Here is a 23217-nt window from a genome sequence, read left to right as displayed (position 1 = left end):
ACTCACGTACGGCCAGGCGCGATTCACTTGACACGGCACGATCAGGGAATGGCGGACCGTAGCGCGCGGGGGCGCGTGTCGCGTTCCGCACTCCCTCCCGGACATCCGCGCGCCACGGGAGACTCCGCACGCCCCGCGACGCAGCGTCACCGGACCGCTCCGCGTCGTAACCAACGGCGCACTCGACCCGTTGGAGGGGGCATGGGCTTCACGATCGGCGGCACCCGGGGCATCGGCCACATCAGGCCCGGCGCCCGGCGCCGCGGGCGCACGGCGGAGGCCACCGTGGTGGCCGAGTACACCGGACTGTGGGGCTGGCCGGTGATCCCCGGCGCCAGAGCCGCCGCCGGCCGGTGCTCCTGCGGCGACGCGGCGTGCCCGGCTCCCGGCGCCCACCCGCTCGACTTCGCACGCGAAGTGCCCGCGGGTGCGACGCTCGACGAGGCCGGCCGGGCATGGGCCGCGGTGCCCGGCGCCTCGCTGATGCTGCCCGTGGGCCGGTCCTTCGACGTCCTCGACGTGGCGGCTCCGGCGGGCCGGCGGGCGCTGGTGCGGATGGAGCGCATGGGCCTGCGTCTCGGGCCGGTCGCGGCGACCCCGGAGGGCCGCGCGCAGTTCTTCGTGGCGCCGGGCGCGGCGGCCGGCCTGCCCCGGCTGCTCTACCGGATGGGCTGGGACGACGCCGACCTGGATCTGCGGTGCCTCGGCCCGGGCGACCACATCACGGCCCCGCCGTCCGACCGGGGCGGCCTCGGTCCGGTGCAGTGGCTGCGCGCCCCCTCGCTGGACACCGCGACCGCACCGCCGGAGGCCCGGCTGCTGCTCGGCACCCTGGCGTACATCTGCCACCGCTCGGCCGGCTGATCCCACGATGCGGGGCCCGGCTCGCGGGGCCGGGCCCACGGCGGCGGGCGGCCGGCCCGGGGCATCCGGCGCGGGCGGCTCGCCCGGGACTCCCTGCCGGCGCCGCTCCCCCGCCGTGCCACGACGAAGGCCCCGGGCCGGCTCGCGCCGGCCACGGGGCCTCTTCCGTACGGGTGGTGCCGTCAGTCGCCGATGAGGGCGTCGACGAACGCCTCGGGCACGAACGGCGCCAGGTCGTCGGCGCCCTCTCCCAGGCCGATGAGCTTCACCGGTACGCCCAGCTCCCGCTGGACGGCGACGACGATGCCGCCCTTGGCGGTGCCGTCGAGCTTGGTGAGCACGATGCCGGTGATGGCCACGACCTCGGCGAAGACCCGGGCCTGGACCAGTCCGTTCTGTCCCGTGGTGGCGTCGAGCACGAGCAGCACCTCGTCGAGGGGACCGTGCTTCTCCACGACGCGCTTGACCTTGCCGAGCTCGTCCATGAGGCCGGTCTTGGTGTGCAGCCGGCCGGCGGTGTCGATGAGCACGACGTCCGCGCCCTCGGCGATGCCCTCCTTGACCGCGTCGTACGCGATCGAGGCGGGGTCGCCGCCCTCCGGTCCGCGGATGGTCCGCGCTCCGACGCGCTCGCCCCAGGTCTGGAGCTGGTCGGCCGCGGCGGCGCGGAAGGTGTCGGCGGCGCCGAGCACGACGGACCGCCCGTCGGCGACCAGCACCCGGGCGAGCTTGCCGGTGGTGGTGGTTTTGCCGGTGCCGTTGACGCCGACGACCATCACGACGCCCGGGGTGTCGGTGCCGCTCTCGGTCCGCACGGCACGGTCGAAGTCGGTTCCGACCAGGGTCAGCAGCTCCTCGCGGAGCAGCGTGCGCAGTTCCTCGGGGGTGCGGGTGCCGAGCACCCTGACCCGCTCGCGCAGACGCTCGACCAGCTCCTGGGTCGGGGCGACACCGACGTCGGCGGTGAGCAGCGTCTCCTCGATCTCCTCCCAGGTGTCCTCGTCGAGGTGCTCGCGCGAGAGCAGCGTGAGCAGCCCCTTGCCGAGGGAGTTCTGGGAGCGGGCGAGGCGGGCCCGCAGCCGGACCAGACGGCCGGCGGTCGGCTCCGGGATCTCGATCTCGGGCGCGAGGGGCTCGGCGACGACCGGGTCCTCGACGGCGGCCGGCGTCTCGACGGCCTCCTCGGCGGTCGGGAGGCCGACCTCCTCGATGGTGCGGCGGGATTCGTCCCGCGGTGTCTCCGCCTCGTCGCCGACGTGCGGTTCGGCGGGCGGAGCGGTGATGGTCGGCGTGCTCGGCGGTGCCGAGGGCGGCAGCTGCTTCTTCCTGCGGCTGCTGACCACGAGTCCGCTGATGGCGCCGATCGCGACCAGGGCGATGACTACAGCAAGGATGACGATTTCCATGGTCCGTCCAGTATGCGTGACGCCCCTGGAGGGGCTCCGCTTCCCCGGCGGCGGGCCGCGGGGGGCCGCGGGGCCTCGCGCCCGGGCGGATGCGCCGGACGGGACCTACGACGGGCTGCCCCGGCTCACGCGCTGAGCCGGGGCAGCCAGAGGATCGGGGCAGCGGGGATTAGCCCATCTCCTCCAACGCCTTGCCCTTGGTCTCCTTCACGAACTTGAGCACGAAGGGGATGGAGAGCACGGCGAAGACCGTGTAGATGATGTAGGTGCCGGACAGGTTCCAGTCGGCGAGGCTCGGGAAGCTGGCCGTGATGGCCCAGTTCGCGATCCACTGGGCGGACGCGGCGACACCGAGCGCGGCGGCGCGGATCCGGTTGGGGAACATCTCGCCGAGGAAGACCCAGACGACGACGCCCCACGAGAGCGCGAAGAAGAGGACGAACACATGGGCGGCGACCAGGGCGACGACGCCCTGCGTCTCCGGGAGCTTGCCGTCCACCAGGTCGGCGGAGAAGGCCCAGGCCTCGAAGGCGAGCGCGATCGCCATGCCGACGGAGCCGATCAGGGCGAGCGGCCTGCGGCCGATGCGGTCGACCAGGACCATCGCGATCACCGTGCCGATGATGTTGATGATCGACGTGGTGAACGAGAAGAAGAACGAGTCGGTCGGGTCGATGCCCACGGACTGCCAGAGCGTCGCGGAGTAGTAGAAGGCGACGTTGATGCCGACGAGCTGCTGGAAGACGGAGAGGCCGATGCCGATCCACACGATGGGCAGGAAGTAGAACTTTCCGCCGAGCAGGTCCTTGAACGTGGACTTGGTCTCGCGGTGCATCGCGTGCTCGATCTCGGCGACACGGGCGTCCAGGTCGACGGTCTTGCCCTCGACCTCTTCGAGCACGTGCCTGGCCTTGGCGTGCTTGCCGACGGAGATGAGGAAGCGCGGCGACTCGGGGATGGCGAAGGACAGCAGTCCGTAGAGGACGGCCGGGACGACCATGACGCCGAGCATCCACTGCCAGGCCTCGAGGCCGCCGATCTCACCGCGCTGCTCGCCGTCGGCGAGCTGGAGGATGCCGTAGTTCACCAGCTGGGAGACGGCGATGCCGATGACGATCGCGGCCTGCTGGAAGGAGGCGAGCCGGCCGCGGTAGGCGGGCGGGGAGACCTCGGCGATGTAGGCGGGGCCGATGACCGACGCCATGCCGATCGCGAAGCCGCCGACGATGCGCCACATCGCCAGGTCCCAGAGGGCGAACGGCAGCGCCGAGCCGATGGCGCTGACGGTGAAGAGGACCGCGGCGATCTGCATGCAGCGGATGCGGCCGATGCGGTCGGCGATGCGGCCCGCGGTGGCGGCACCGATGGCACAGCCGATCAGGGCGATGGCGATGACCTGGGCGAGGGTGCCGGACCCGATGTCGTACCGGTCGCGGATGGCCTCGACGGCGCCGTTGATGACGGAGCTGTCGTATCCGAAGAGGAATCCGCCCATCGCGGCCGCCGCCGTGATGAAGATGACATGCCCGAGATGCTCGGGGTGGGCCTGGCGGGCACCCGATCCCGGGGGCTGCTCAGTGCTGGTCACGTGTACTCCTGGGGCCACCGGCAGCTTCGCCGGGCGTGGGGGGCGAGCCCTTCAAGTGGCGCACAACTTCAGGCCGCCCACCACTTGAAGGTAAAAGCAACGTTGCAGAGACTATGCCTTCAAGTTTCGAAGTCAAGAGGGGGTCAGGTATCTGTTTGACCAAGAGACCGACGCCTTTGGTTTCAAGTGTTGAAGATGGGGCTTTCCCAGAGAGCGTCTGCCCCGGCTGACCCGATGCACTCCCGCGGCCGCGCGTACGGCCCTGACGTCCCTCAGCGCAGCCGCTGGCTGATGACCTTGGAGACACCGTCGCCCTGCATGGAGACGCCGTACAGCGCGTCGGCGACCTCCATCGTGCGCTTCTGATGGGTGATCACGATCAGCTGCGAGCTCTCCTGGAGCTCCTGCATGATGCGGATCAGCCGCTGCAGATTGGTGTCGTCGAGCGCCGCCTCGACCTCGTCCATCACGTAGAACGGGCTGGGCCTCGCCTTGAAGATCGAGACCAGCATCGCCACGGCGGTCAGCGAGCGCTCACCGCCCGACAGCAGCGACAGCCGCTTGACCTTCTTGCCGGGCGGCCGTGCCTCCACGTCGACCCCGGTGGTCAGCATGTTGTCCGGGTCGGTGAGGACGAGCCGCCCCTCGCCGCCCGGGAACAGCCGGGAGAACACGCCCTCGAACTCCCGCGCGGTGTCCCGGAACGCCTCCGTGAACACCTGCTCCACCCGCTCGTCGACCTCCCTGACGACCTGGAGCAGGTCGGCGCGCGTCTTCTTCAGGTCCTCCAGCTGCTCCGACAGGAACTGGTGGCGCTCCTCCAGCGCGGAGAACTCCTCCAGGGCCAGCGGATTCACCTTTCCGAGCTGCTGATACGCCCGTTCGGCCGACCTGAGACGCTTCTCCTGCTCGGCGCGGACGAACGGCCGCGGAAGGTTGCGCGGATGCTCCGGGTCCTCGGGCAGCTCCTCGCCCTCCGCGGGCGGCGACGGCGGCACGAGCTGGTCGGGGCCGTAGTCGGAGACGAGGCCCGCGGGCTCCACCCCGAGCTCCTCCAGCGCCCTCGTCTCCAACTGCTCGATCCTCATCCGCTTCTCCGCGCCGAGCACCTCGCCCCGGTGCACCGAGTCGGTCAGCTTGTCGAGCTCGCCCTTCAGCTCACGGCCGGCGGTACGGGCGGCCGTCAGCTCCGTCTCGCGTTCCGCCTTCGCGGCCTCCGCGGCCGCCCGCTCGGCCTCGGCACGGACCAGCGACACCTCGACGTGCGCGAGCAGCTGACGGGCGCCGCTCGCCACCGCGGCCGCGACCTGTGCCTCGTGACGCATCCGGGCACGCAGCTGCTCGGCGCGGGCGCGGGCCTCGCGCTCGGCGCGCGCTCCGCGGTCGAGGGCGTCCGCCCGGCCCGCGAGCCCCTTCACCCGCTCCTCGTGGGTGCGGACCTGGAGGCGGGCCTCCATCTCGGTCTGCCGGGCGTTGGCCCCGTCGGCGGCGAGCCGGTCGCGGACATGGGTGTCCGGCTCCTCCTCCACGGGCGTCTCCTCGGCCACCAGCAGCCGCTCGGCCAGCTCCTCGGCCTCCTCCCGGGCGCGCTCCAGCGCCTCCAGGGCGCGGGCGGCCGCGGCACCCGCTCGCTCCGCCTCGCCGGCGGCGCCCCTGGCCTGGCCCGCGAGACGGCCCAGCTGCCCCGACACGCTCGACTTCTCGCGCTCGGCGGCCCGCCTGCGCTCCCCCAGCTCGTCCACGAGCTCGGCGGCGGCGCCCCGCCGTCCGGCGGCCAGCCGCTGGGCCTCGGTGAGGTCCGCGCACCGCGCGTCCAGGCGTTCGAGCTCGGCCGCCGCCTCGTCGACGGACGCCTGCACCTCCAGCAGGCTCGGCGCTCCGGCCGAACCGCCCTGGGCGAAGTGCGCCCCGACGACGTCGCCCTCGGCGGTGACCGCGGTCAGCGCCGGCCGGGCGTGGACCAGGTCCTCGGCGTCCTCCAGGGTGCCGACGACGACCATGCCGCGCAGGAGCCGGCGCACGGCGGGCATCAGGTCGTCGGGCCCGGTCACCAGCCGGACCGCGTACGGGTGGCCTCCGGTCTCCTCCTCCGGCGGGAGGTCCTCTCCGGCCCCGGCGCCCGCGAGCAGCAGCGCCGCCCGGCCGCCGTCCTGCTTGCGCAGCAGCCGGATCGCCTCCGCCGCCGTCCCCGTGCCGGTGACCGCGACGGCGTCCGCCGCGGCGCCGAGGGCCGCGGCCACCGGGATCTCGTACCCCGGTGTCACGGTCAGCAGTTCCGCCGCCGGGCCGATCAGCCCGCCGAGCCGGTCGCCGGCCCCGAGGAGCACACCCGTGCCGTCCTTGCGGCGCAGGCCGAGCGCGAGGGCCTCGCGCCGGGCGGCGACGGCGGCACGGCGGCGTTCGGCCGAGGTGAGCTCCTCACGTGCGCCGGCGAGAGCCGCCTCGGCTTCGGCGAGGTCCCGCTTGGCCGCCTCGTGCTCCCCGGCGAGGGCGGAGTCGTCCGCGTCCAGTCCGTCGACCTCCGCCTTGAGCGCCTCGTACTCCTCCTGCGCGGCGACGGCCCGCTCCTGCGCCTCGTCCCGGGCGGCGGCCAGCCGGTCGATCTCCGCCTGGGCCGACGCCGCGCGCGAACGGGCCGCGTTGACCTGCCCGTTCAGCCTGGCGAGGCCCTCGCGGCGGTCGGCGATGGACCGTGCGACGTCCCTGAGCCTGCGCTCCTCCACGGTGAGCTGCCGCTCCAGGTCGGCACGGTGCGCCACCGTGTCCTCCAGGGCGCGCTCCGCCGCCTCCAGGGCGGCGGCAAGTTCGACCTCCTGCTCCCGGACGCGGGCGGCCTCGCGCTCCATGTCCTCCGGGTCGCGGCCCCGGCGTTCCTCGGCGGGACGGTCGGTGGCGCTCCTGACCCGGGCGTCGGCGAGGGAGACGGTGCCGCGGACCCGTTCGGCGAGCTGGGAGAGGTCGTAGAAGTTCTGCTGCGCGCGCGTCAGACGCGGCGCGAGCCGGCGCACCTCGTCCTCCAGCGCCGCCTCCCGCGCCAGGGCGGCCTTCAGTTCGGCCTCCGCGCTCTCCTTGCGCCGCTTCAGCTCGGCCTCGTCGGCGATCTCCGAGCGCAGTGCCTCGCGCAGCCGGACGAGGTCGTCGGCGAGCAGGCGCAGCCGGGCGTCGCGGAGGTCGGCCTGGATGACGGCGGCCCGCCGGGCGACGGCCGCCTGGCGCCCGAGCGGCTTGAGCTGACGCCGCAGTTCGTCGGTCAGGTCCTGGACGCGCGCCAGGTTGGCCTGCATCGCGTCGAGCTTGCGCAGCGCCTTCTCCTTGCGCTTGCGGTGCTTGAGGACTCCGGCGGCCTCCTCGATGAAGGCGCGGCGGCCCATCGGGTCCGCGTGCAGGACGGAGTCGAGCTGGCCCTGCCCGACGATCACATGCATCTCGCGGCCGATGCCGGAGTCGGAGAGCAGGTCCTGGATGTCGAGCAGCCGGCAGGTGTCCCCGTTGATCTGGTACTCGCTGCCGCCGTTGCGGAACATGATCCGCGTGATGGTGACCTCGGCGTACTCGATCGGCAGCGCGCCGTCGGAGTTGTCGATGGTCAGGGAGACCTCCGCACGGCCGAGCGGCGGCCGTCCGGTCGTCCCGGCGAAGATGACGTCCTCCATCTTGCCGCCGCGCAGCGACTTCGCTCCCTGCTCCCCCATGACCCAGGAGAGCGCGTCGACCACGTTGGACTTGCCGGAGCCGTTCGGACCGACGACGCAGGTGATGCCCGGTTCGAAGCGCAGCGTCGTGGCGGACGCGAAGGATTTGAACCCGCGCAGGGTCATGGCCTTGAGGTGCACGCCGCCGGACTCTACCTTTCACTCACGGTTTCACCGCTGAACGCGCAGGGCACATCATGCGGTAAGGACGCACGCACGGGGGTGGCACTGGCGGGCAGAGGGGGCGGCAAAGAAAGAAGGGACGCCTGAGGCGTCCCTTGCATATCCTGGTGCGCGGTGAAGCTCCGGCAGCGCCCTGGCTCAGGTGAGAGCGGGCTCCGCCTGAGGCACGTCGATGTCGATGCCTTCGAGCAGCGACTCTCCAGGGTGCTGAGCGACGGCGGCGCTGAGCGCGTCCTTCTCGGACTGGATCCGTACGAGCTCGGATTCCAGGTCCTGGACGCGCTGCTGAAGCCGTCGCATCTCGGCGAGGAGTCGCGGGTCGGAACCGCCGACGTAACCGAGAAGCGCCTTTGCCATGATGGATGGTCCTCCACAATGAGTGACCGACCGATGCGGTGCGGTGTGGGTCGTGAGGGAATCGCACCCGCGGTGCCGGCTGTGCTTGTTGTCCTGCTCGTGATGCCTGCGATCGCACTGCCGGACAGCTGAGGTGCGCGGGGATTCCAGCGTCTCACCAAAAAGTTTGACGGTCAACACGATCACGCCCCGTATCGGCGGGCGGCCCGGGGGCGTACGGCCGCTCGGAACGCGGCGGAGCCTGACCTTCGGGGCCCTGGGGGCGTGGCGATCATCTTTCCCGCCGCAGCCTGGCACGACAAGCCCTTCTTGGCAACCACCAGGTCGTTTCCTCTTCCGGCGAACGTCCGCAGGGGTCACCGAGCGTCCCTGGGCGACCCCCGCAGAGCGACCGGAAGGGTGCTCGCTCAGCGGATCGCGAAGTCGGGGTAGCCGCCCCTGGGCGTGGCCCAGATCTCAGTCACGCCGTCGACGCGTCCGGGTGTGTCGTCGGAGCGCAGCCAGTCCAGCAGGCGGTGGCAATTCTCACGCGGGCCCTCCGCGACGATCTGCACGCGGCCGTCGTCGAGGTTCAGCGCGAAGCCCCGCAGGTCTCCGATCGCCATCGCGTTCTCCCTGGTGAACCAGCGGAAGCCCACTCCCTGTACCCGGCCGCGTACCCACGCGGTGAGGCGCGCATCGTCGTTCATGAGTGCAAGGTAACCGGCCAATTGCGGACGGATCACATCGCCCCCGCTGCCCCATGGCGTACAGTCCGGACGCACCGAGCTCACTCGTACGGGTGAGCTCGGGACGATGTCCGGCGGCACCGACGACGGCGCCGCGAACCAGGAAGGCACAGCAGATGGGTCGCCATCGACGCTCAGCAGGCGCCCCCGTCCCCGCAGAGCATGCGGACGGGTCGGCACGCCGGCACCGTGGCGCGCGCCGGAAGCGGGCCCTGCCCGTGAAGACCGGGCTGCTCGGCGCCTCCGCCGCCCTGGCCGTCGGCGCCGTGGCCGTCACCACCGGGCTGATACCCGGCGGCGACACCTACACCATCGGCTCCTCCGGCAGCGACTCCCCCGCGGAGCTGCGCACCGAGGGGCCGTCGCGGCTCCAGACCCAGGGCGGGGCGAGCTCCTCTCCCTCCGCGGAGGCGTCCGTGTCCCCGAGCCGCACGGCGGAGCCCTCGCGCAGCCCGTCGAAGTCCCCCGGGAAGAAGCCCTCGGCGACGCCTTCGAAGAAGCCCGCCGAGAAGACCGCGAAGCCGAAGGCCCCCGAGGCGAGGCGCACCACGCCCGCGCCGGAGCGCGAGAAGGCGCCCGCGCCCAAGCCCTCGGTCGAGCGGCCGGCCCCCACGACCGCGGCGCCCTCGGGCGCCACCGCGGCGGAGGCCGCGGTGCTCGGCCTGGTCAACCAGGAGCGCGCCCTGGTCGGCTGTGCACCGGTCAAGGCGAGCACCGCCCTGTCGAACCTGGCCCGCGCCCACTCCGAGGACATGGCGGCGCGAGGCTTCTTCGACCACACCGACCCGGACGGCGCGACGCCGTGGGACCGCGCCGAGAAGGCAGGAGTCTCCGGTCTGGGCGGCGAGAACATCGCCCGCGGCCAGGCGGACGCCGGCGCCGTGATGAATGCCTGGATGCAGAGCGAGGGCCACCGCGCGAACATCCTCAACTGCGACTTCACGACGATGGGGGTCGGTGTGCACATGGGCGACGGCGGCCCGTGGTGGACGCAGAACTTCGGCTACTGAGCACGGCACGGCGGGCCCCGGCCCGGACCAGCGCCGAAGGCCCGGGACGGTGTCCCGGGCCTTCGGCGTCCGTCGGGGTTCCCGGCCGCGGGCCGAGGGGCGGGCCGCTCGGTCAGTGGACCGAGAAGCCGCCGTCGACGAAGATCGACTGCCCGGTGACGTAGGCGGAGCCCCGGCCGGCCAGGAAGACCACCGCGCCGGCGAAGTCCTCGGGCAGGCCGTTGCGGCCGATCATCGTGCGGGCCGCCAGCGCCTCGACCTTGGCGGTGTCCGACTGGAGCCTGGCGTTGAGCGGGGTGAGGACGAAGCCGGGGACGAGGGTGTTGCAGGTGACGCCGTGCGGGGACCATGCCTCGGCCTGGGAACGGGCCAGGGATTCGAGGGCTCCCTTGGAGACGCCGTAGGCGCCGCTGTCGACGAACGCGCGGTGCGCCTGCTGGGAGGTGATGTGGATGATGCGCCCGAAGCCTCGTGCGGCCATGCCCGGTCCGAAGCGCTGACTCAGCAGGTGGGGGGCCTCGAGGTTGACGGCCATCGTGGTGTCCCACACCTCGTCGTCCAGCTCGCCCAGGGGCGGACGCAGGTTGATGCCGGCGTTGTTGACGAGGATGTCGGGCTCACCGAAGACCGCGGCCGCCTTCTCGGCCGCCGCGCGCACGCCGTCCCTGGTGCCGAGGTCGGCGCTCACCCAGGCGGCACGGCAGCCGTCGGCCGTCAGTTCGTCCACCGTGGCGACCAGTTCGGCCTCCCTGCGGGCGACGATCACCACGCTCGCCCCGGCCCGGGCGAGGGCGCCGGCGATCGCCCGGCCGATGCCTGAACTGCCGCCGGTCACCAGGGCGACCCTGCCGTCCAGCGCGAACAGTTCGGAGAGGTAGGTGTGCGAGGTCATGCCTGCACCCTAGAACCTGTGGCCGGCGGCTCAGGGGGTGGGGTGCGGAGCTCTCTGACAGCGCGGGCAGAAGTAGCTGGAGCGGTTCATCCAGGAGCGGCGCCGCATCGCCGTGGAGCAGCGCCGGCACGGCTCGCCCTCGCGTCCGTAGGCGTCGAGCGAACGGTCGAAGTAGCCGGATTCGCCGTTGACGTTGACGTAGAGGCTGTCGAAGGTGGTGCCGCCCACGGCCAGCGCGGCGGTCATCACCTCGCGCACGTGGCCCAGCAGTTCCGCGGAGCGGGGCCGGGTGAGGGCGGCGGTGGGGCGGTCGTAGTGGAGCCTGGAGCGCCACAGCGCCTCGTCGGCGTAGATGTTGCCGACACCGCTGATGAGGGACTGGTCGAGCAGGGCCCGCTTGACGGTGGTGCGGCGGGCGCGCAGCGCGCGGTGGAAGGCGTCGTCGTCGAAGAGCGGGTCGAGCGGGTCGCGGGCGATGTGCGCGATGACGTCGGGCAGGCCGTCGGGGGTGTTGTCGTGCACGGACAGGCCGCCGAAGGTGCGCTGGTCGACGAAGCGCAGCTCGGTGCCGAGGGCGTCGTCGAAGCGGACGCGGATCCGCAGGTGCTTCTCGTCCGGGGCGTCCAGGGGCTGCACCAGCAACTGCCCGCTCATGCCGAGGTGGGCGAGGACGGAGCTGTCGGTGTCCCCCAGCGGGAGCCAGAGGTACTTGCCGCGCCTGCGGGCCTCCGCGATGCGGTGGGACCGCAGCCGGGCGGCGAAGTCCTCGCCGCCGGCGAGGTGGCGGCGCACGGCGCGGGGATGGAGCACCTGGACGTCGGCGATCGTGCGTCCGGCGACCCAGGTGGCGAGACCGCGGCGGACGACTTCGACCTCGGGCAGCTCGGGCACAGGTCTCCTCGGTCGTGACGTTCGGCGATGTTCTGAGCCTACCGCCGCGGGAAGGGGCGCCTGCGCGCAGCGGTGAGGCCCCCCGCCGGAGCGGGGGGCCTCACCGGACACGCATCGGGATGCCGGACGTCAGGCCGAGGCCCGGTCCGTCTGCACGGAGGCGGCAGAGGTGTCGGCGGCCTCTTCGCCCGGTGCAGGATCCTCGGCGCCGCGGGCAGGAGCCTCGGCGCCGCCGGCTGCGGCCGCCTTGGCGCGCTCGTCCGCGGCGGCACGGATCTCCCGCCACGCGGACTCGGCCGCCTGCTGTTCGGCTTCCTTCTTGCTGCGGCCGGTGCCGGTGCCGTACGAGACACCACCGACGCGGGCAGCAGCGGTGAAGGTCTTCTCGTGGTCGGGCCCGGTCTCGGTGACGAGATACTCCGGCACACCCAGCCCCTCGGACGCGGTGAGCTCCTGGAGACTGGTCTTCCAGTCCAGGCCGGCACCGAGGTTGGAGGACTTCTCGATCAGCGGGTCGAAGAGCCGGTGCACCAGCTCGGACGCCGCGTCGAGGCCCTGGTCGAGATAGACCGCGCCGATCACCGCTTCAAGGGTGTCGGCGAGGATGCTGGCCTTGTCCCGGCCGCCCGTGCCCTCTTCACCCCGGCCGAGCCGGATGAACGAGCCCAGTTCGAGGCCGCGGCCGACCTCCGCCAGCGCACGCGAGTTGACCACCGCGGCCCGCAGCTTGGCCAGCTGGCCCTCGGGCAGGTCGGGGTGGGTGCGGTACAGCGTGTCGGTGACCACCAGGCCGAGCACGGAGTCCCCGAGGAACTCCAGACGCTCGTTGGTGGGCAGACCGCCGTTCTCGTACGCGTACGAGCGGTGGGTCAGCGCACGCACCAGAAGGGCGGACTCGAGCCGGTAGCCGAGCCGCCCTTCCAGAAGCGTGTGGGACGAGGCTGCGTTGACTTCCTTCACTGCGTCTGCCGTCTTCTTGGCATGGGACAGTTCAGACATCGGGCCTCTCACCAGCCGCTCAGACCTCGAGGACCTGGCGCTTGTTGTAGGTGCCGCAGCTCGGGCACGCGATGTGCTGCAGCTTCGGCTCCTGGCAACGCTCACACGAAACCAGGGTGGGGACCGCAGCCTTCCACTGCGACCGGCGGTGGCGCGTGTTGCTGCGCGACATCTTCCGCTTCGGAACAGCCACGGCTACTTCTCCTGCTTCTCGTCGACGCCCGCTTCGGCGCCGCCCATGTTGTCCTTCTCGCCGTCCTGAACGGTCTCGGCGAGTCCTTGCAGTGCCGCCCAACGGATGTCGACGGCGTCATGGTGGTGGTCCGGGTTGTCGTTCAGGTTGATCCCGCATTCGGAACACAGACCCGCACAGTCCTCCCGGCACACCGGCTGCATCGGCAGTGCGAGCACCACCGCGTCACGCAGCACGGGCTCGAGGTCGAACATGCCGTCCTCGAGATAGAGAACGTCCTCGTCCTCGTCACCGTCGGCGGGCTCCGCTGCGCGGCCCCGCTCGTCGGCTTCGGGGTAGGAGAACATCTCCTGGAAGTCCGCGGCGACATCGAGGCGCAGCGGCTCCAGACACCTTACGCACTCCCCCTCGGCACTCGCACGGGCGGTCCCCGTGACGAGGACCCCTTCCATGACGGACTCGAGACGGAGGTCCAGCTCCACCGGCTTGCCCTCGGGCACTCCGACGACCCCGTCAATCCCGAGGACGGCCGGGGGGCCGGGTGCGTCCACCGTGCGGGAGAGGCGCTGGAGTGCACCGGGCCGCCGTCCCAGCTCGTGCGTGTCGAACACGAGAGGGTTGCGGTGGTCGAGGCGCGTGCTCACGGCTCTTCCTGCTTTCGGATCGTGGGGAGGGGCCGGCCCGGTTCGCGGAGGCGAGCGGGCAGCCGGGATCGCGGAACTACGCGCGACCGAAGAGCCAGGATACTTCAACGGCCGCCGTAGACCCAATCCGGGCCGGTGGGCGGCTCACGGTGCTCAGCGTCCCTGTTCGTAGCGGCGCAGCTGCTCCATGTCGATCATGCTCGTGTCGAAGAGACTGGTCTCGTCGAGCGCCGCGCCCTGCTGCGACTGCTGGTGGGCGCCCGGGTCCTGCTGGGGCGGCGGCGGGTAGGCGTACGGGTCCGCCTGCGGGTAGCTCTGGCCGTAGTCCTGCTGACCGTAGTCCTGCCGGCCGCCGTAGGTGGCCTGTGCCGCATACGGGTCCTGCTGCCCGTACCCTGTGTAGACGTCCTGCTGCTGTCCGTAGCCCGCGGCGTACGGGTCGTGCTGGGCGGGGATCTGCGGCTCGGCGGCCGGGGGCGCCGGATGCGGGGTGTAGGTCTCCTGGCGCTCGGGCCGCGGCGCCTCGGGGACCTCCGCGAGGCCGGCCAGGTAGTCCGCGTCGCTGGTGTGCACCTGGCCGCCGCCTGCGGCGTCCTGCGCGGCCATGTGGGCGCCGAGGTCGTCACCGGCGGTCCGGCCGTGCAGCTTCTGCCGGCCGCGGCCGACGGCGTCCAGGGTCTTGGACAGGACGGCCTCGAAGGCGCCGAGCTTGGCGTCGACGTACTCGTCGGCACGCCGGATCAGCGTCTGCGGGTCGCTGCTGGGCTCGGGGGCGTCCTCGTCGGCGTAGCCCTGCGCGTCGAGGCCGGGGCCCCGGCCGAGGAGCTTCTCGCGGCCGCGGTCGACGGAGCCGATGGTCTTGGTGAGGACGACCTCGAAGTTGGCGAGCTTGGAGTCGACGTAGTCGTCGGCCTCCGCGCGGATCTCCTCCGCCTCGCGGCGGGCGTCGGAGAGGATGCGGTCCGCCTCGTCCCGGGACTGGCGGGCGACCTGGGTGTCGGAGACGAGGGAGCCGCGCTCGGCGTGGGCGGAGGTGATGATCCGCTCGGCCTCCTGCCGCGCCTGCTCGACCATCTGCTCACGGCCGCCGATCAGCTCCTGCGCCTGGGCGAGCGAACCGGGCAGCGCCTCGCGCACCTCTTCCAGCAGGGCCAGCAGCTCGGCGCGGTTGACCACGCACGACGCCGACATGGGCATCGACCGGGCGCTCGCGACCGTCTCGACGATCTCGTCGAGCTTCTTCTGCACATCCACGGTGGTTCGCCACTCTCTCCCGCTGACCGGTCCTCTGCCGTCCGCAGACGGACGGGACGACTGTACGGCCAGTCGCAGCCGCTCCGACAGCGGGTGACGCCCCGTCAGGCGGGCGGGCGCCTCAGCCTCGCGAAGCGAGCCGCTCGACCAGGGCCCGGTGGACCGGCTCGGGCAGCAGGTGGGAGACGTCGCCGCCCCAGGCCGCGACCTCCTTCACCAGGCTGGAGGAGAGGAAGCTGTACGTCGGGTTCGTCGGCACGAAGAGCGTCTCGACGCCGGAGAGCCCGTTGTTCATCTGGGCCATCTGGAGTTCGTAGTCGAAGTCGCTGACCGCCCGCAGGCCCTTGACGATGGCCGGGATGTCGCGCTCCTTGCAGAAGTCCACGAGGAGTCCGTGGTGGGACTCCACGACGACGTTGCCGTAGTCGCCGGTGACCTCCCGGATGAGCGCCATCCGCTCGTCCACCGTGAACAGGCCCTTCTTGGACTGATTGATCATCACCGCGACGTGCACGACGTCGTACAGCTTGGAGGCGCGGGCGATGATGTCGAGGTGTCCGTTGGTGATGGGGTCGAAAGACCCCGGACAGACTGCGCGGCGCAACTGATGTCCCTCGCTCTCCGGTCCGGTCATGGTGCGTCTTCGCACGTAGAGGCGGCGCGACCGTACCAAAGCGTGCCCTCGCCGTAGCGACGGGCCCGCACCGCATCGAAACCGGCCGGCCAGTCGAATTCCCCGCCTCTGGTGCTGCGCTCCACGGTGGCGATCGCATCGTCCGCGAGCCAGCCCCCACGGCGGAGTGTGAGCAGGATCTCGCGAAGATCGTCGTCGGTGACGGCGTACGGCGGGTCCAGGAAGACGATGTCGTACGGCTCCTCGGGGGCGGGGCCGGCGACGACCTGCTCCGCCCGGCCGGCGCGCACCTCCGCCCCGGGCAGGCCCAGTGCGCGGACGTTCTCGCGGACGGTGCGGGCGGCCCGGGGGTCGGCCTCGACGAGCAGCGCGTGGACCGCGCCGCGGGACAGGGCCTCCAGGCCGACGGCTCCGGATCCGGCGTAGAGATCGGCGACGCGCACGCCGGTGAGCGTGCCGAGCTGCGCCTCCCAGCTGGAGAAGAGACCCTCGCGGGCGCGGTCGGAGGTGGGGCGGGTGCCGTTGCCCGGCGGCACCGCCAGGCGGCGTCCGCCGGCTGCACCGGCGATCACGCGGGTCATGGAGGGCCTTCCTGTGGGGCTCGTGCTGCTCAGTGGTGCCCTCAGTGTCCCTCAGCGGCCGTCGGGGCACCGTCCGGTGGCCCGGCCGCCGTCAGCCCTTGTCGAGGTACTGCTCGCGCTCGGCGTCCAGCAGGGCGTCCAGCGCGGTCCGCAGGCCGGGCAGGCTCTCCAGCCCCGGGTCCGCGCGCACCACGGCGGTGGCCTCCTCCCGGGCGGCGGCGATGACCTCCTCGTCCTCGATGACGGCGAGCATCCGCAGGCTGGAGCGCACACCGGACTGGGCCTGCCCGAGCACGTCGCCCTCGCGGCGCTGCTCCAGGTCGATGCGGGAGAGCTCGAAGCCGTCGAGGGTGGCGGCGACCGCCCCGAGCCGGGCGCGGGCCGGGCTCGCCTCGGGCATCTCGGTGACCAGCAGGCACAGTCCCGGTGCGGTGCCGCGGCCGACCCGGCCGCGCAGCTGGTGGAGCTGGGAGACGCCGAACCGGTCGGCGTCCATGATCACCATGGCGGTGGCGTTCGGCACGTTCACGCCGACCTCGATGACGGTGGTGGCGACCAGCACGTCCGTGTCGCCCGCGGCGAACCGGCGCATCACCGCGTCCTTGTCGTCCGGAGCCATCCGGCCGTGCAGGACCTCGACCCGCAGGCCCGCCAGCGGGCCGGCGGCGAGCTGCTCGGCGATCTCCAGGACCGCGAGCGGCGGGCGCCTGTCGGCTTCGTCGGCCGACTGCTTCTTCTGCTTGGCCGCCCGCTCGTCCTCGTCGTCGCCGATGCGCGGGCAGACCACGTACGCCTGGTGGCCGCCCGACACCTCCTCGCGCACCCGCTCCCAGGCACGGGAGAGGAAGTGCGGCTTGTCGGCGGCGGGCACCACATGGCTGGCGATGGGCGAGCGCCCGGCGGGGAGCTGGTCGAGCACGGAGGTCTCCAGGTCCCCGAAGACCGTCATCGCGACCGTGCGCGGGATGGGGGTGGCCGTCATCACCAGCAGGTGCGGCGGCTGCTTGCCCTTGGAGCGCAGGGCGTCGCGCTGTTCGACACCGAAGCGGTGCTGCTCGTCGACGACGACCAGGCCCAGGTCGTGGAACCGGACCTTGTCCTCGATCAGCGCATGGGTGCCGATCACGATCCCGGCCTCGCCGGTCACCAGGTCGAGCAGCGCGTGCCGCCGGGCGGCGGCGCCCATGGAACCGGTGAGCAGCACCACCTTGGTGGCGTGCTCGGCGCCGCCCAGCATGCCGCCCTCGGCGAGCTCGCCCATCATCTCGGCGATCGAGCGGTGGTGCTGCTGGGCCAGGACCTCGGTCGGCGCGAGCATCGCGGCCTGCCCGCCCGCGTCGACGACGGCGAGCATGGCGCGCAGCGCGACCATGGTCTTGCCCGACCCCACCTCTCCCTGGAGCAGGCGGTGCATCGGGTGGTCGGTCGCCAGGTCGTCGAAGATCTCCTTGCTGACCCTCGTCTGGCCGTCGGTGAGGGTGAACGGCAGCCGGGCGTCGAAGGCGTCCAGCATTCCGCCGGGGACGGGGCGCCGGGGCACCGCGGGCAGCTGGGTGTCGGCGAACCGCCTGCGGGCGAGGGCGACCTGGAGGACGAACGCCTCGTCCCACTTGAGCCGGTCCCGCGCCTCGGCGATGTCCGCCTTGGTGCGCGGCCGGTGGATCCCCCGCAGCGCCTCGGGGAGCGTCAGCAGGCCGCGGCCGTCGCGGAGCGCGGCGGGCAGCGGGTCGACGGCGTCGGCGGCCCGGTCCAGGACCGCGTCGACGGCCTTGGAGATCTTCCAGGACTCCAGCTGCTTGCAGGCCGGGTAGATCGGGATCAGCCGGCCGGCGAACGCGTCCACGGCGTCGGCGGCGCTCGCCTCACCGGACAGCGGCTCGTAGGCCGGGTGGGAGAGCTGGAGCTTGCGGTTGAACAGCGAGACCTTGCCGGCGAACATCGCGCGGGTGCCGGGCAGCAGGTCCTTCTGGGGCTTGTGCACCCCCTTGCCGAAGAAGACCAGCTGGAGCCTGCCCCGGCCGTCGGTGATGGTCACCTCCAGCCGTCTGCCGCGCCCCTGGTTGAACGTGAGCACCCGGGCGTCGGCGACCTGGGCGACCACGGTGACGTGCTCGTCGAGCGGCAGCTCGGACAGGGACGTCAGCTCGCCCCGCTCCGCGTACCGCCGCGGGTAGTGGTGCAGCAGGTCGCCGATGGTGTGGAGGTCGAGATGCTCGGCCATCACCTTCGCGGTGGCGGCTCCGAGCGCGTTCTTGAGTGGTTCGTCGAGCGCGGGCACGCCCTCCATTGCACACCACCGCACCGACAGACGTCCCGCACCCGTGGGCGGCCGTGTCCGGCGGGGCGGCTACTCCACGCCGATGAGCAGCGGCGCGGCGCCGCCGCCTTCGTACGTGACGGTGTCGACCGCGAGATGCCGCTCGCGCACATGGGACTCCAGCCGGACGGCCAGCTCCCCCGGTGTCCCGTCGCCGAGGACCAGGGTGACCAGTTCCCCGCCGGAGGAGAGCATGCGGTCCAGGACCGACACGGCGGTGCCGGTGACGTCCTGTCCGATGACCGCGACGTCCCCGTCGATGAGCCCGAGGACGTCGCCGGCCTGGCACACGCCCGCGGACGTCCACGACTGCCGTTCCGCCACCGCCAGTTCGGCACAGCGGGTGGCACCGGCCGCCGCGGTCATGGCGACCACGTCCTCGTCGAAGCTGCGGTCCGCCTGGTGCACGGCGAGGGCGGCGAGCCCCTGGACCGGTGAGCGGGTCGGGATGAGGGCGACCCGCACGCCCTCGGTGCGGGCCTGTTCGGCGGCGGCCGCCGCGGTGTGCCGCAGGAGCGGGTCGTTGGGGAGCAGCACCACCTCGCGGGCGTGCGCCCGGCGGATGGCGTCGACCAGTTCGCCGCTGGCCGGGGGCTCCCCGGGGCGGGTGGGGACGGTGGTGGCCCCGGCCTCGGCGCACAGGGCGGGGAGGCCGGCGCCGGGGACGACGGCGACGACCGCTCGCTGGGCCTGCTCCCGTGCGGCGGGGACGGCGTCGGCGCCGAAGTGGGTGATGCGGATCCGGTGCGGGCGGCCGGCCTCGACGCCCGCCTCGACCGCGGCGCCCGCGTCGTCGACGTGGACGTGGACGTTCCACAGGCCGTCGCCGCCGACGACGACCAGCGAGTCGCCGAGCGCGTCCAGCCGGTCGCGCAGTCTCGCCATCGCGCTCTCCTCGGCCTCCAGCAGGTAGATCACCTCGAAGGCGGGTCCGGCGGCGTCGCACGGACCCGGTTCCCTGGGCACGGGCCTGGCCGGCCGTCCGTTCCCGAAGGCGGGCGGCGCCTCGCCGCACACGGCCTCGACCAGGGCGCCGAGCACGGCGAGCAGGCCGCGGCCGCCCGCGTCCACCACACCGGCCCGCCCCAGGACCTCCAGCTGGCCGGGGGTGGCCTCCAGCGCGGTGCGCGCTCCCGCGTAGGCGGCGTGGCAGATGTCGGCCGGTGCGCCGCCGGCCTCGCCGGCGGCGTCGGCCGCGGCGGAGGCGACGGTGAGGATGGTGCCCTCGACGGGGTGGGCGACGGCCTCGCGGGCGAGTTCGGCGGCCCGGCGCAGCGCGCCGGCGAGGTGGTCGCCGGCCGCGAGGCGCTCGGCCATGCCGCGCAGCAGCTGGGCGAGGATGGTGCCGGAGTTGCCGCGGGCGCCGATGAGGGCGCCGTGCGCCATGGCGCGCATCGCGTCGGCGGACGTGGGGGCGCCGTCCCGGGTCTCGTGGGCCGCGAAGACCGCCTCGACCGCCTGGGCGGCGGCCTCCGCGGTGAGGTAGAGGTTGGTGCCCGTGTCCCCGTCGGCGACCGGGTAGACGTTGATGGCGTCGATCTCCTCGCGTTCCCTGCCGAGGGCCTGGAGCGTCAGCGAGCACCAGGTGCGTACCGCTGCGGCGTCCATCGTCCGGTGCACCTGGTGGTCCTCCTCGGTCGGCCGTGCGGGCCGTGGGCGGCGGGCTGCCCCGCAGCGTAGCGGCGGTCCTGACCAGGGGCCGGGGCGGGGCGGGGGCGACCCGTGGTAGTTTCGTATCTCCGAAGCAGGCGTTGTATGCTGCTCCGGTTGCCCGATGAGAATCGGGCCTTTCCCCCGGCAGGCCACTTCAGATCACTGATTCCGGCATGCCGGATTTCACTGTAAGTGCATCTGAAGTCTTTGGAGTGACCCGTGGCTGCCAACTGCGACGTCTGCGGCAAGGGGCCGGGCTTCGGCAACAACATTTCGCACTCGCACCGCCGTACGTCTCGTCGCTGGAACCCGAACATCCAGCGTGTGCGTGCCGTGGTCGGTCGGACGCCGAAGCGGCTCAACGTCTGCACCTCGTGCATCAAGGCCGGCAAGGTCTCGCGCTAAGTGATGCTCCCCGCACCCGCGGGGAAGATCCCGCCGACGTTTCGTCGTAGCGCAGCCCCTGCGGTTGCCTTGAGAAGCCGGTCCACCTCGGTGGACCGGCTTCTTGCCGTGTCCGCGGCCCCCTGAGCGGGGGCCCTCCTCAGCGGCCGCGCCAGCCGTGGTCGACCGGTCCGATGCCCGAGCCGAGGCCGAAGCCCGCCGCGATCGCCCCGGTCACGTACTCCTTGGCCTCCCGTACCGCGTCCGGGACGGACAGGCCCTTCGCGAGCCCGCAGGCGACGGCCGAAGCGAGGGTGCAGCCCGTGCCGTGGGTGTGGCGGTTGTCGAGGCGCGGGGCGCGCAGCCAGTGCTCCGCGCCGCCGTCGGTGAGCAGGTCGACGGCGTCCCCGTCGAGGTGACCGCCCTTGATCAGCGCCCAGCGCGGTCCGAAGCCGAGCACGGCGTCCGCGGCCCGGCGCATCCCGCTCTCGTCGCGCACCTCGATCCCGGTGAGCTGGGCGACCTCGTCGAGATTCGGGGTCGCCACCGTCGCCACCGGCAGCAGTTCGGTGCGCACCGAGTCCAGGGCGGAGGCCGCGAGCAGGGGGTCGCCGTGCTTGGAGACGCCGACGGGGTCGACGACCACGGGTGCGTCGGTGCCGGCCAGGAGCCCGGCGACCGCGGAGACCAGTGGCGCGGACGCGAGCATGCCGGTCTTCACGGCCTGGACGCCGATGTCGTCGACGACGCTGCGGTACTGGGCGGTGACGGCCTCCACCGGGAGTTCCCACGCGCCCTGGACGCCCCGCGAGTTCTGGGCGGTGACGGCGGTGAGCACGCTCATGCCGTGGACGCCGAGGGCCAGCATCGTCTTCAGGTCGGCCTGGATGCCGGCACCGCCGCCGGAGTCGGAGCCGGCGACGGTGAGCACGCGCGGGGGTGTCTGCATGCCCGCGAATCTACTGCCCGCCCTTCACCGGCCGGCAGGCCGGTTCCCGTCCTCGATGTCGCCGAAGTGGTCCCAGCCGCCCTTGCTGGTCCAGGGGGCGCCGTCGACGGTCACCTGCGGCAGTGCCGAGGGGTTGAGCACCTCCCCGATCACCTTCCAGCGCGCGGGCAGTTTCGCGTCCGGCGGGAAGGTGGCGACGATCGCGTGGTCCTCGCCGCCGGTGAGGACCCACTGGAGCGGGTCGACGCCGACGGCCTGGCCGATGTCGTTCATCTGCGAGGGGATGTCGATCAGGCCGGAGCGCAGGTCGATGCGGACCTTGCTGGCCTCGGCGATGTGGCCGAGGTCGGCGACGAGTCCGTCGCTGACGTCGCACATGGCGGTGGCGCCGAGTCCGGCCGCGGCCGGGCCCGCGTGGTACGGCGGCTCGGGCCTGCGGTGGGCCTCGACGAAGGCGCGCGGCGAGCGGAAGCCGCGGGAGAGCACGGCGTGGCCGGCGGCTGACCAGCCGAGCCAGCCGGTGTAGGCGACCACGTCGCCGGGCCGGGCGCCGCCGCGGGTCACCGGCTCGTGGTTGCGCAGATCGCCGAGCGCGGTGATCGCGACGGTGATCAGGTCGCCGCGCACGACGTCGCCGCCGACCACCGCCGCGCCCGCGACCTGGCACTCGTCGCGGATGCCGTCCATGAGCTCGGTGGCCCAGGTGACGGGCAGCTCGGCGGGTACCACGAGTCCGAGGAGCAGGGCCGTCGGCACGGCGCCCATGGCGGCGATGTCGGCCAGGTTCTGCGCGGCGGCCTTGCGGCCGACGTCGTAGGCGGTCGACCAGTCGCGGCGGAAATGGCGTCCTTCCAGCAGGATGTCCGTGCTCGCCACGACCCGCCGGTCGGGTGCGGAGACGACCGCGGCGTCGTCGCCGGGGCCGATCCGTACCGCCGGGGTGGAGGTGAGCCGGGAGGTGAGCTTCTCGATGAGCCCGAACTCCCCCAACTCGCCCACAGTGCCCTTCACCGAGGTTCACCTCTCCGTGTGTCCGTGGTCCTCACGCGGGCGGCCGCGAGCCGTGTGCCGGGGTCGCGGGCCGTCACCGCCCTGGGTACCGTCAAGAGATACGTCGACTTCACTTCCGTGTACGCCACGCTGCGTGCGGCGTCCGCCGCGAGGGTCTCCCCGTGGCCCGCGGCGACGCGATACCGTGGCGACCCTTCTCCTTGGGATCTCCCCACCGACGGTAGGGGCCATGATCCTGCTGCCGCCCTGGAGGCTCCGTGGTACAGGCGTACATCCTCATCCAGACCGAAGTGGGCAAGGCGTCCATCGTCGCCGAGACCATCGGCAAGATCCCCGGTGTGATCCAGGCCGAGGATGTGACGGGTCCGTACGACGTCATCGTGCGCGCCCAGGCCGACACGGTCGACGAGCTGGGACGCATGGTCGTCGCCAAGGTCCAGCAGGTGGACGGGATCACCCGCACCCTGACCTGCCCGGTCGTCCACCTGTAGCCCCCGTCTACGCTTGGCCGGTGACGTCCTTCGCCCGCCGGTCCCTCGCTCTGTCCGCAGCCGTGCTCGCCCTGGCCGCCGCGGGTTGTTCCTCGACCGACGCGGCCGCGCAGGTCGCGGTTCCCAGCCCCCCGGCCGGGGAGGCCGCGCTCTGCCGTGCCCTGCACGACGCCCTTCCGGAGTCGGTCGCGGGGCACGGGCGTCACGACCCCGAGCCCTCGTCCGAACTGACCGCCGGCTGGGGCGATGCGGCGATCGTACTGCGCTGCGGTGTGCCCCGGCCCGACCGGATGAGCGATCCGCAGGCGCAGGGCATCGAGGTGGACGGAGTGGGCTGGATGCTGGAGGAACGCGACAGCGGGCCCCGGTTCACCACCACGTACCGCGAGACCTACGTCGAGGTGACGCTGGGCGAGCAGTACCTGCACGACGCGAGCCCGCTGACGGAGCTGGCCGGTCCCGTCGCACGCACGGTCCCGGCCTCGCTCTAGCGCCT

At 72.8% G+C, this 23217-nt stretch carries 22 protein-coding genes; 5 read left to right on the top strand and 17 right to left on the bottom strand.

The features are described from left to right. Positions 1-201 precede the first annotated feature (201 nt). Positions 202-864 (top strand): bifunctional DNA primase/polymerase, encoded by a 663-nt coding sequence (locus tag EAO77_RS14140; RefSeq protein WP_147988334.1) that lies wholly within the window; start codon positions 202-204, stop codon positions 862-864. 182 nt (positions 865-1046) lie between these two features. Here EAO77_RS14140 and ftsY read toward each other — a convergent pair whose 3' ends face one another. From ftsY to EAO77_RS14110, 5 genes are all read right to left on the bottom strand, one after another. Continuing rightward, positions 1047-2270 carry a signal recognition particle-docking protein FtsY gene (gene ftsY, locus EAO77_RS14135; protein WP_147988333.1) on the bottom strand — a complete coding sequence of 408 codons (1224 nt, stop codon included), beginning with the start codon at positions 2268-2270 and terminating at the stop codon, positions 1047-1049. A gap of 169 nt (positions 2271-2439) precedes the next feature. Continuing rightward, positions 2440-3858, bottom strand: a complete 1419-nt coding sequence (locus tag EAO77_RS14130) for a sugar porter family MFS transporter (RefSeq protein WP_147988332.1) — start codon at positions 3856-3858, stop codon at positions 2440-2442. A 272-nt stretch (positions 3859-4130) separates the two neighbouring features. Next, positions 4131-7691: a chromosome segregation protein SMC gene (gene smc / locus EAO77_RS14125; protein ID WP_147988331.1), complete on the bottom strand. Its 3561-nt coding sequence runs from the start codon at positions 7689-7691 to the stop codon at positions 4131-4133. Between the two features lie 180 nt (positions 7692-7871). Continuing rightward, complete coding sequence (locus EAO77_RS14120) at positions 7872-8090, bottom strand: hypothetical protein (protein ID WP_147989125.1); 219 nt, start codon at positions 8088-8090, stop codon at positions 7872-7874. A 407-nt stretch (positions 8091-8497) separates the two neighbouring features. Further along, positions 8498-8779: an acylphosphatase gene (locus tag EAO77_RS14110; RefSeq protein ID WP_147988330.1), complete on the bottom strand. Its 282-nt coding sequence runs from the start codon at positions 8777-8779 to the stop codon at positions 8498-8500. 155 nt (positions 8780-8934) lie between these two features. Between EAO77_RS14110 and EAO77_RS14105 the strand changes: the two genes are divergently transcribed. Next, complete coding sequence (locus EAO77_RS14105; RefSeq protein WP_147988329.1) at positions 8935-9828, top strand: CAP domain-containing protein; 894 nt, start codon at positions 8935-8937, stop codon at positions 9826-9828. A gap of 112 nt (positions 9829-9940) precedes the next feature. Here the strand turns inward: EAO77_RS14105 and EAO77_RS14100 are convergent, their stop codons facing one another. The 10 genes from EAO77_RS14100 to EAO77_RS14055 all read right to left on the bottom strand — a co-directional run bounded on the left by EAO77_RS14100 (position 9941) and on the right by EAO77_RS14055 (position 19841). Next, the gene (locus EAO77_RS14100; protein WP_147988328.1) at positions 9941-10720 is read right to left on the bottom strand and encodes an SDR family NAD(P)-dependent oxidoreductase; all 780 of its coding nucleotides are present in this window, start codon (positions 10718-10720) and stop codon (positions 9941-9943) included. A gap of 30 nt (positions 10721-10750) precedes the next feature. Beyond that, on the bottom strand, positions 10751-11611 hold the full coding sequence (gene mutM / locus EAO77_RS14095; RefSeq protein WP_147988327.1) for a bifunctional DNA-formamidopyrimidine glycosylase/DNA-(apurinic or apyrimidinic site) lyase: 861 nt from the start codon (positions 11609-11611) through the stop codon (positions 10751-10753). 129 nt (positions 11612-11740) lie between these two features. Then, positions 11741-12610: a ribonuclease III gene (gene rnc / locus EAO77_RS14090; RefSeq protein WP_147988326.1), complete on the bottom strand. Its 870-nt coding sequence runs from the start codon at positions 12608-12610 to the stop codon at positions 11741-11743. 19 nt (positions 12611-12629) lie between these two features. Beyond that, positions 12630-12803 (bottom strand): 50S ribosomal protein L32, encoded by a 174-nt coding sequence (gene rpmF / locus EAO77_RS14085; protein ID WP_003965982.1) that lies wholly within the window; start codon positions 12801-12803, stop codon positions 12630-12632. Positions 12804-12805: 2 nt separating this feature from the next. Next, the gene (locus tag EAO77_RS14080) at positions 12806-13447 is read right to left on the bottom strand and encodes a YceD family protein (protein WP_147988325.1); all 642 of its coding nucleotides are present in this window, start codon (positions 13445-13447) and stop codon (positions 12806-12808) included. 153 nt (positions 13448-13600) lie between these two features. Continuing rightward, the gene (locus EAO77_RS14075) at positions 13601-14701 is read right to left on the bottom strand and encodes a DivIVA domain-containing protein (protein WP_147988324.1); all 1101 of its coding nucleotides are present in this window, start codon (positions 14699-14701) and stop codon (positions 13601-13603) included. A 121-nt stretch (positions 14702-14822) separates the two neighbouring features. Continuing rightward, positions 14823-15305 carry a pantetheine-phosphate adenylyltransferase gene (gene coaD / locus EAO77_RS14070; RefSeq protein ID WP_187283268.1) on the bottom strand — a complete coding sequence of 161 codons (483 nt, stop codon included), beginning with the start codon at positions 15303-15305 and terminating at the stop codon, positions 14823-14825. Positions 15306-15331: 26 nt separating this feature from the next. After that, a complete protein-coding gene (gene rsmD / locus EAO77_RS14065; protein ID WP_147988322.1) occupies positions 15332-15916 on the bottom strand; it encodes a 16S rRNA (guanine(966)-N(2))-methyltransferase RsmD in 585 nt (194 codons plus the stop codon). A 91-nt stretch (positions 15917-16007) separates the two neighbouring features. After that, a complete protein-coding gene (gene recG, locus EAO77_RS14060; protein ID WP_147988321.1) occupies positions 16008-18203 on the bottom strand; it encodes an ATP-dependent DNA helicase RecG in 2196 nt (731 codons plus the stop codon). Between the two features lie 60 nt (positions 18204-18263). Next, positions 18264-19841 (bottom strand): DAK2 domain-containing protein, encoded by a 1578-nt coding sequence (locus EAO77_RS14055; protein WP_147988320.1) that lies wholly within the window; start codon positions 19839-19841, stop codon positions 18264-18266. Positions 19842-20105: 264 nt separating this feature from the next. Here EAO77_RS14055 and rpmB point away from each other — a divergent pair, with 264 nt between their 5' ends. After that, positions 20106-20291, top strand: a complete 186-nt coding sequence (gene rpmB / locus EAO77_RS14050) for a 50S ribosomal protein L28 (protein WP_003957616.1) — start codon at positions 20106-20108, stop codon at positions 20289-20291. 139 nt (positions 20292-20430) lie between these two features. On the opposite strand, the gene thiD is transcribed toward rpmB, so the two are convergent. Together thiD and EAO77_RS14040 are read right to left on the bottom strand one after the other, a co-directional pair. Then, positions 20431-21219 carry a bifunctional hydroxymethylpyrimidine kinase/phosphomethylpyrimidine kinase gene (gene thiD / locus EAO77_RS14045; RefSeq protein WP_147988319.1) on the bottom strand — a complete coding sequence of 263 codons (789 nt, stop codon included), beginning with the start codon at positions 21217-21219 and terminating at the stop codon, positions 20431-20433. 24 nt (positions 21220-21243) lie between these two features. Further along, positions 21244-22230 (bottom strand): thiamine-phosphate kinase, encoded by a 987-nt coding sequence (locus EAO77_RS14040; protein ID WP_147988318.1) that lies wholly within the window; start codon positions 22228-22230, stop codon positions 21244-21246. Positions 22231-22487: 257 nt separating this feature from the next. On the opposite strand from EAO77_RS14040, the gene EAO77_RS14035 reads away from it, so the two are divergent. Together EAO77_RS14035 and EAO77_RS14030 are read left to right on the top strand one after the other, a co-directional pair. Beyond that, entirely contained in the window at positions 22488-22721 is a 234-nt protein-coding gene (locus EAO77_RS14035) for an Lrp/AsnC family transcriptional regulator (RefSeq protein ID WP_147988317.1), read from the top strand. A 20-nt stretch (positions 22722-22741) separates the two neighbouring features. After that, the gene (locus EAO77_RS14030; RefSeq protein WP_147988316.1) at positions 22742-23212 is read left to right on the top strand and encodes a DUF3515 domain-containing protein; all 471 of its coding nucleotides are present in this window, start codon (positions 22742-22744) and stop codon (positions 23210-23212) included. Positions 23213-23217: the final 5 nt, after the last annotated feature.

It is taken from the genome of Streptomyces sp. T39 (genome assembly GCF_008042045.1).
Lineage (GTDB): Bacteria > Actinomycetota > Actinomycetes > Streptomycetales > Streptomycetaceae > Streptomyces.
This window is presented reverse-complemented; position numbering and strand designations above follow the sequence as displayed.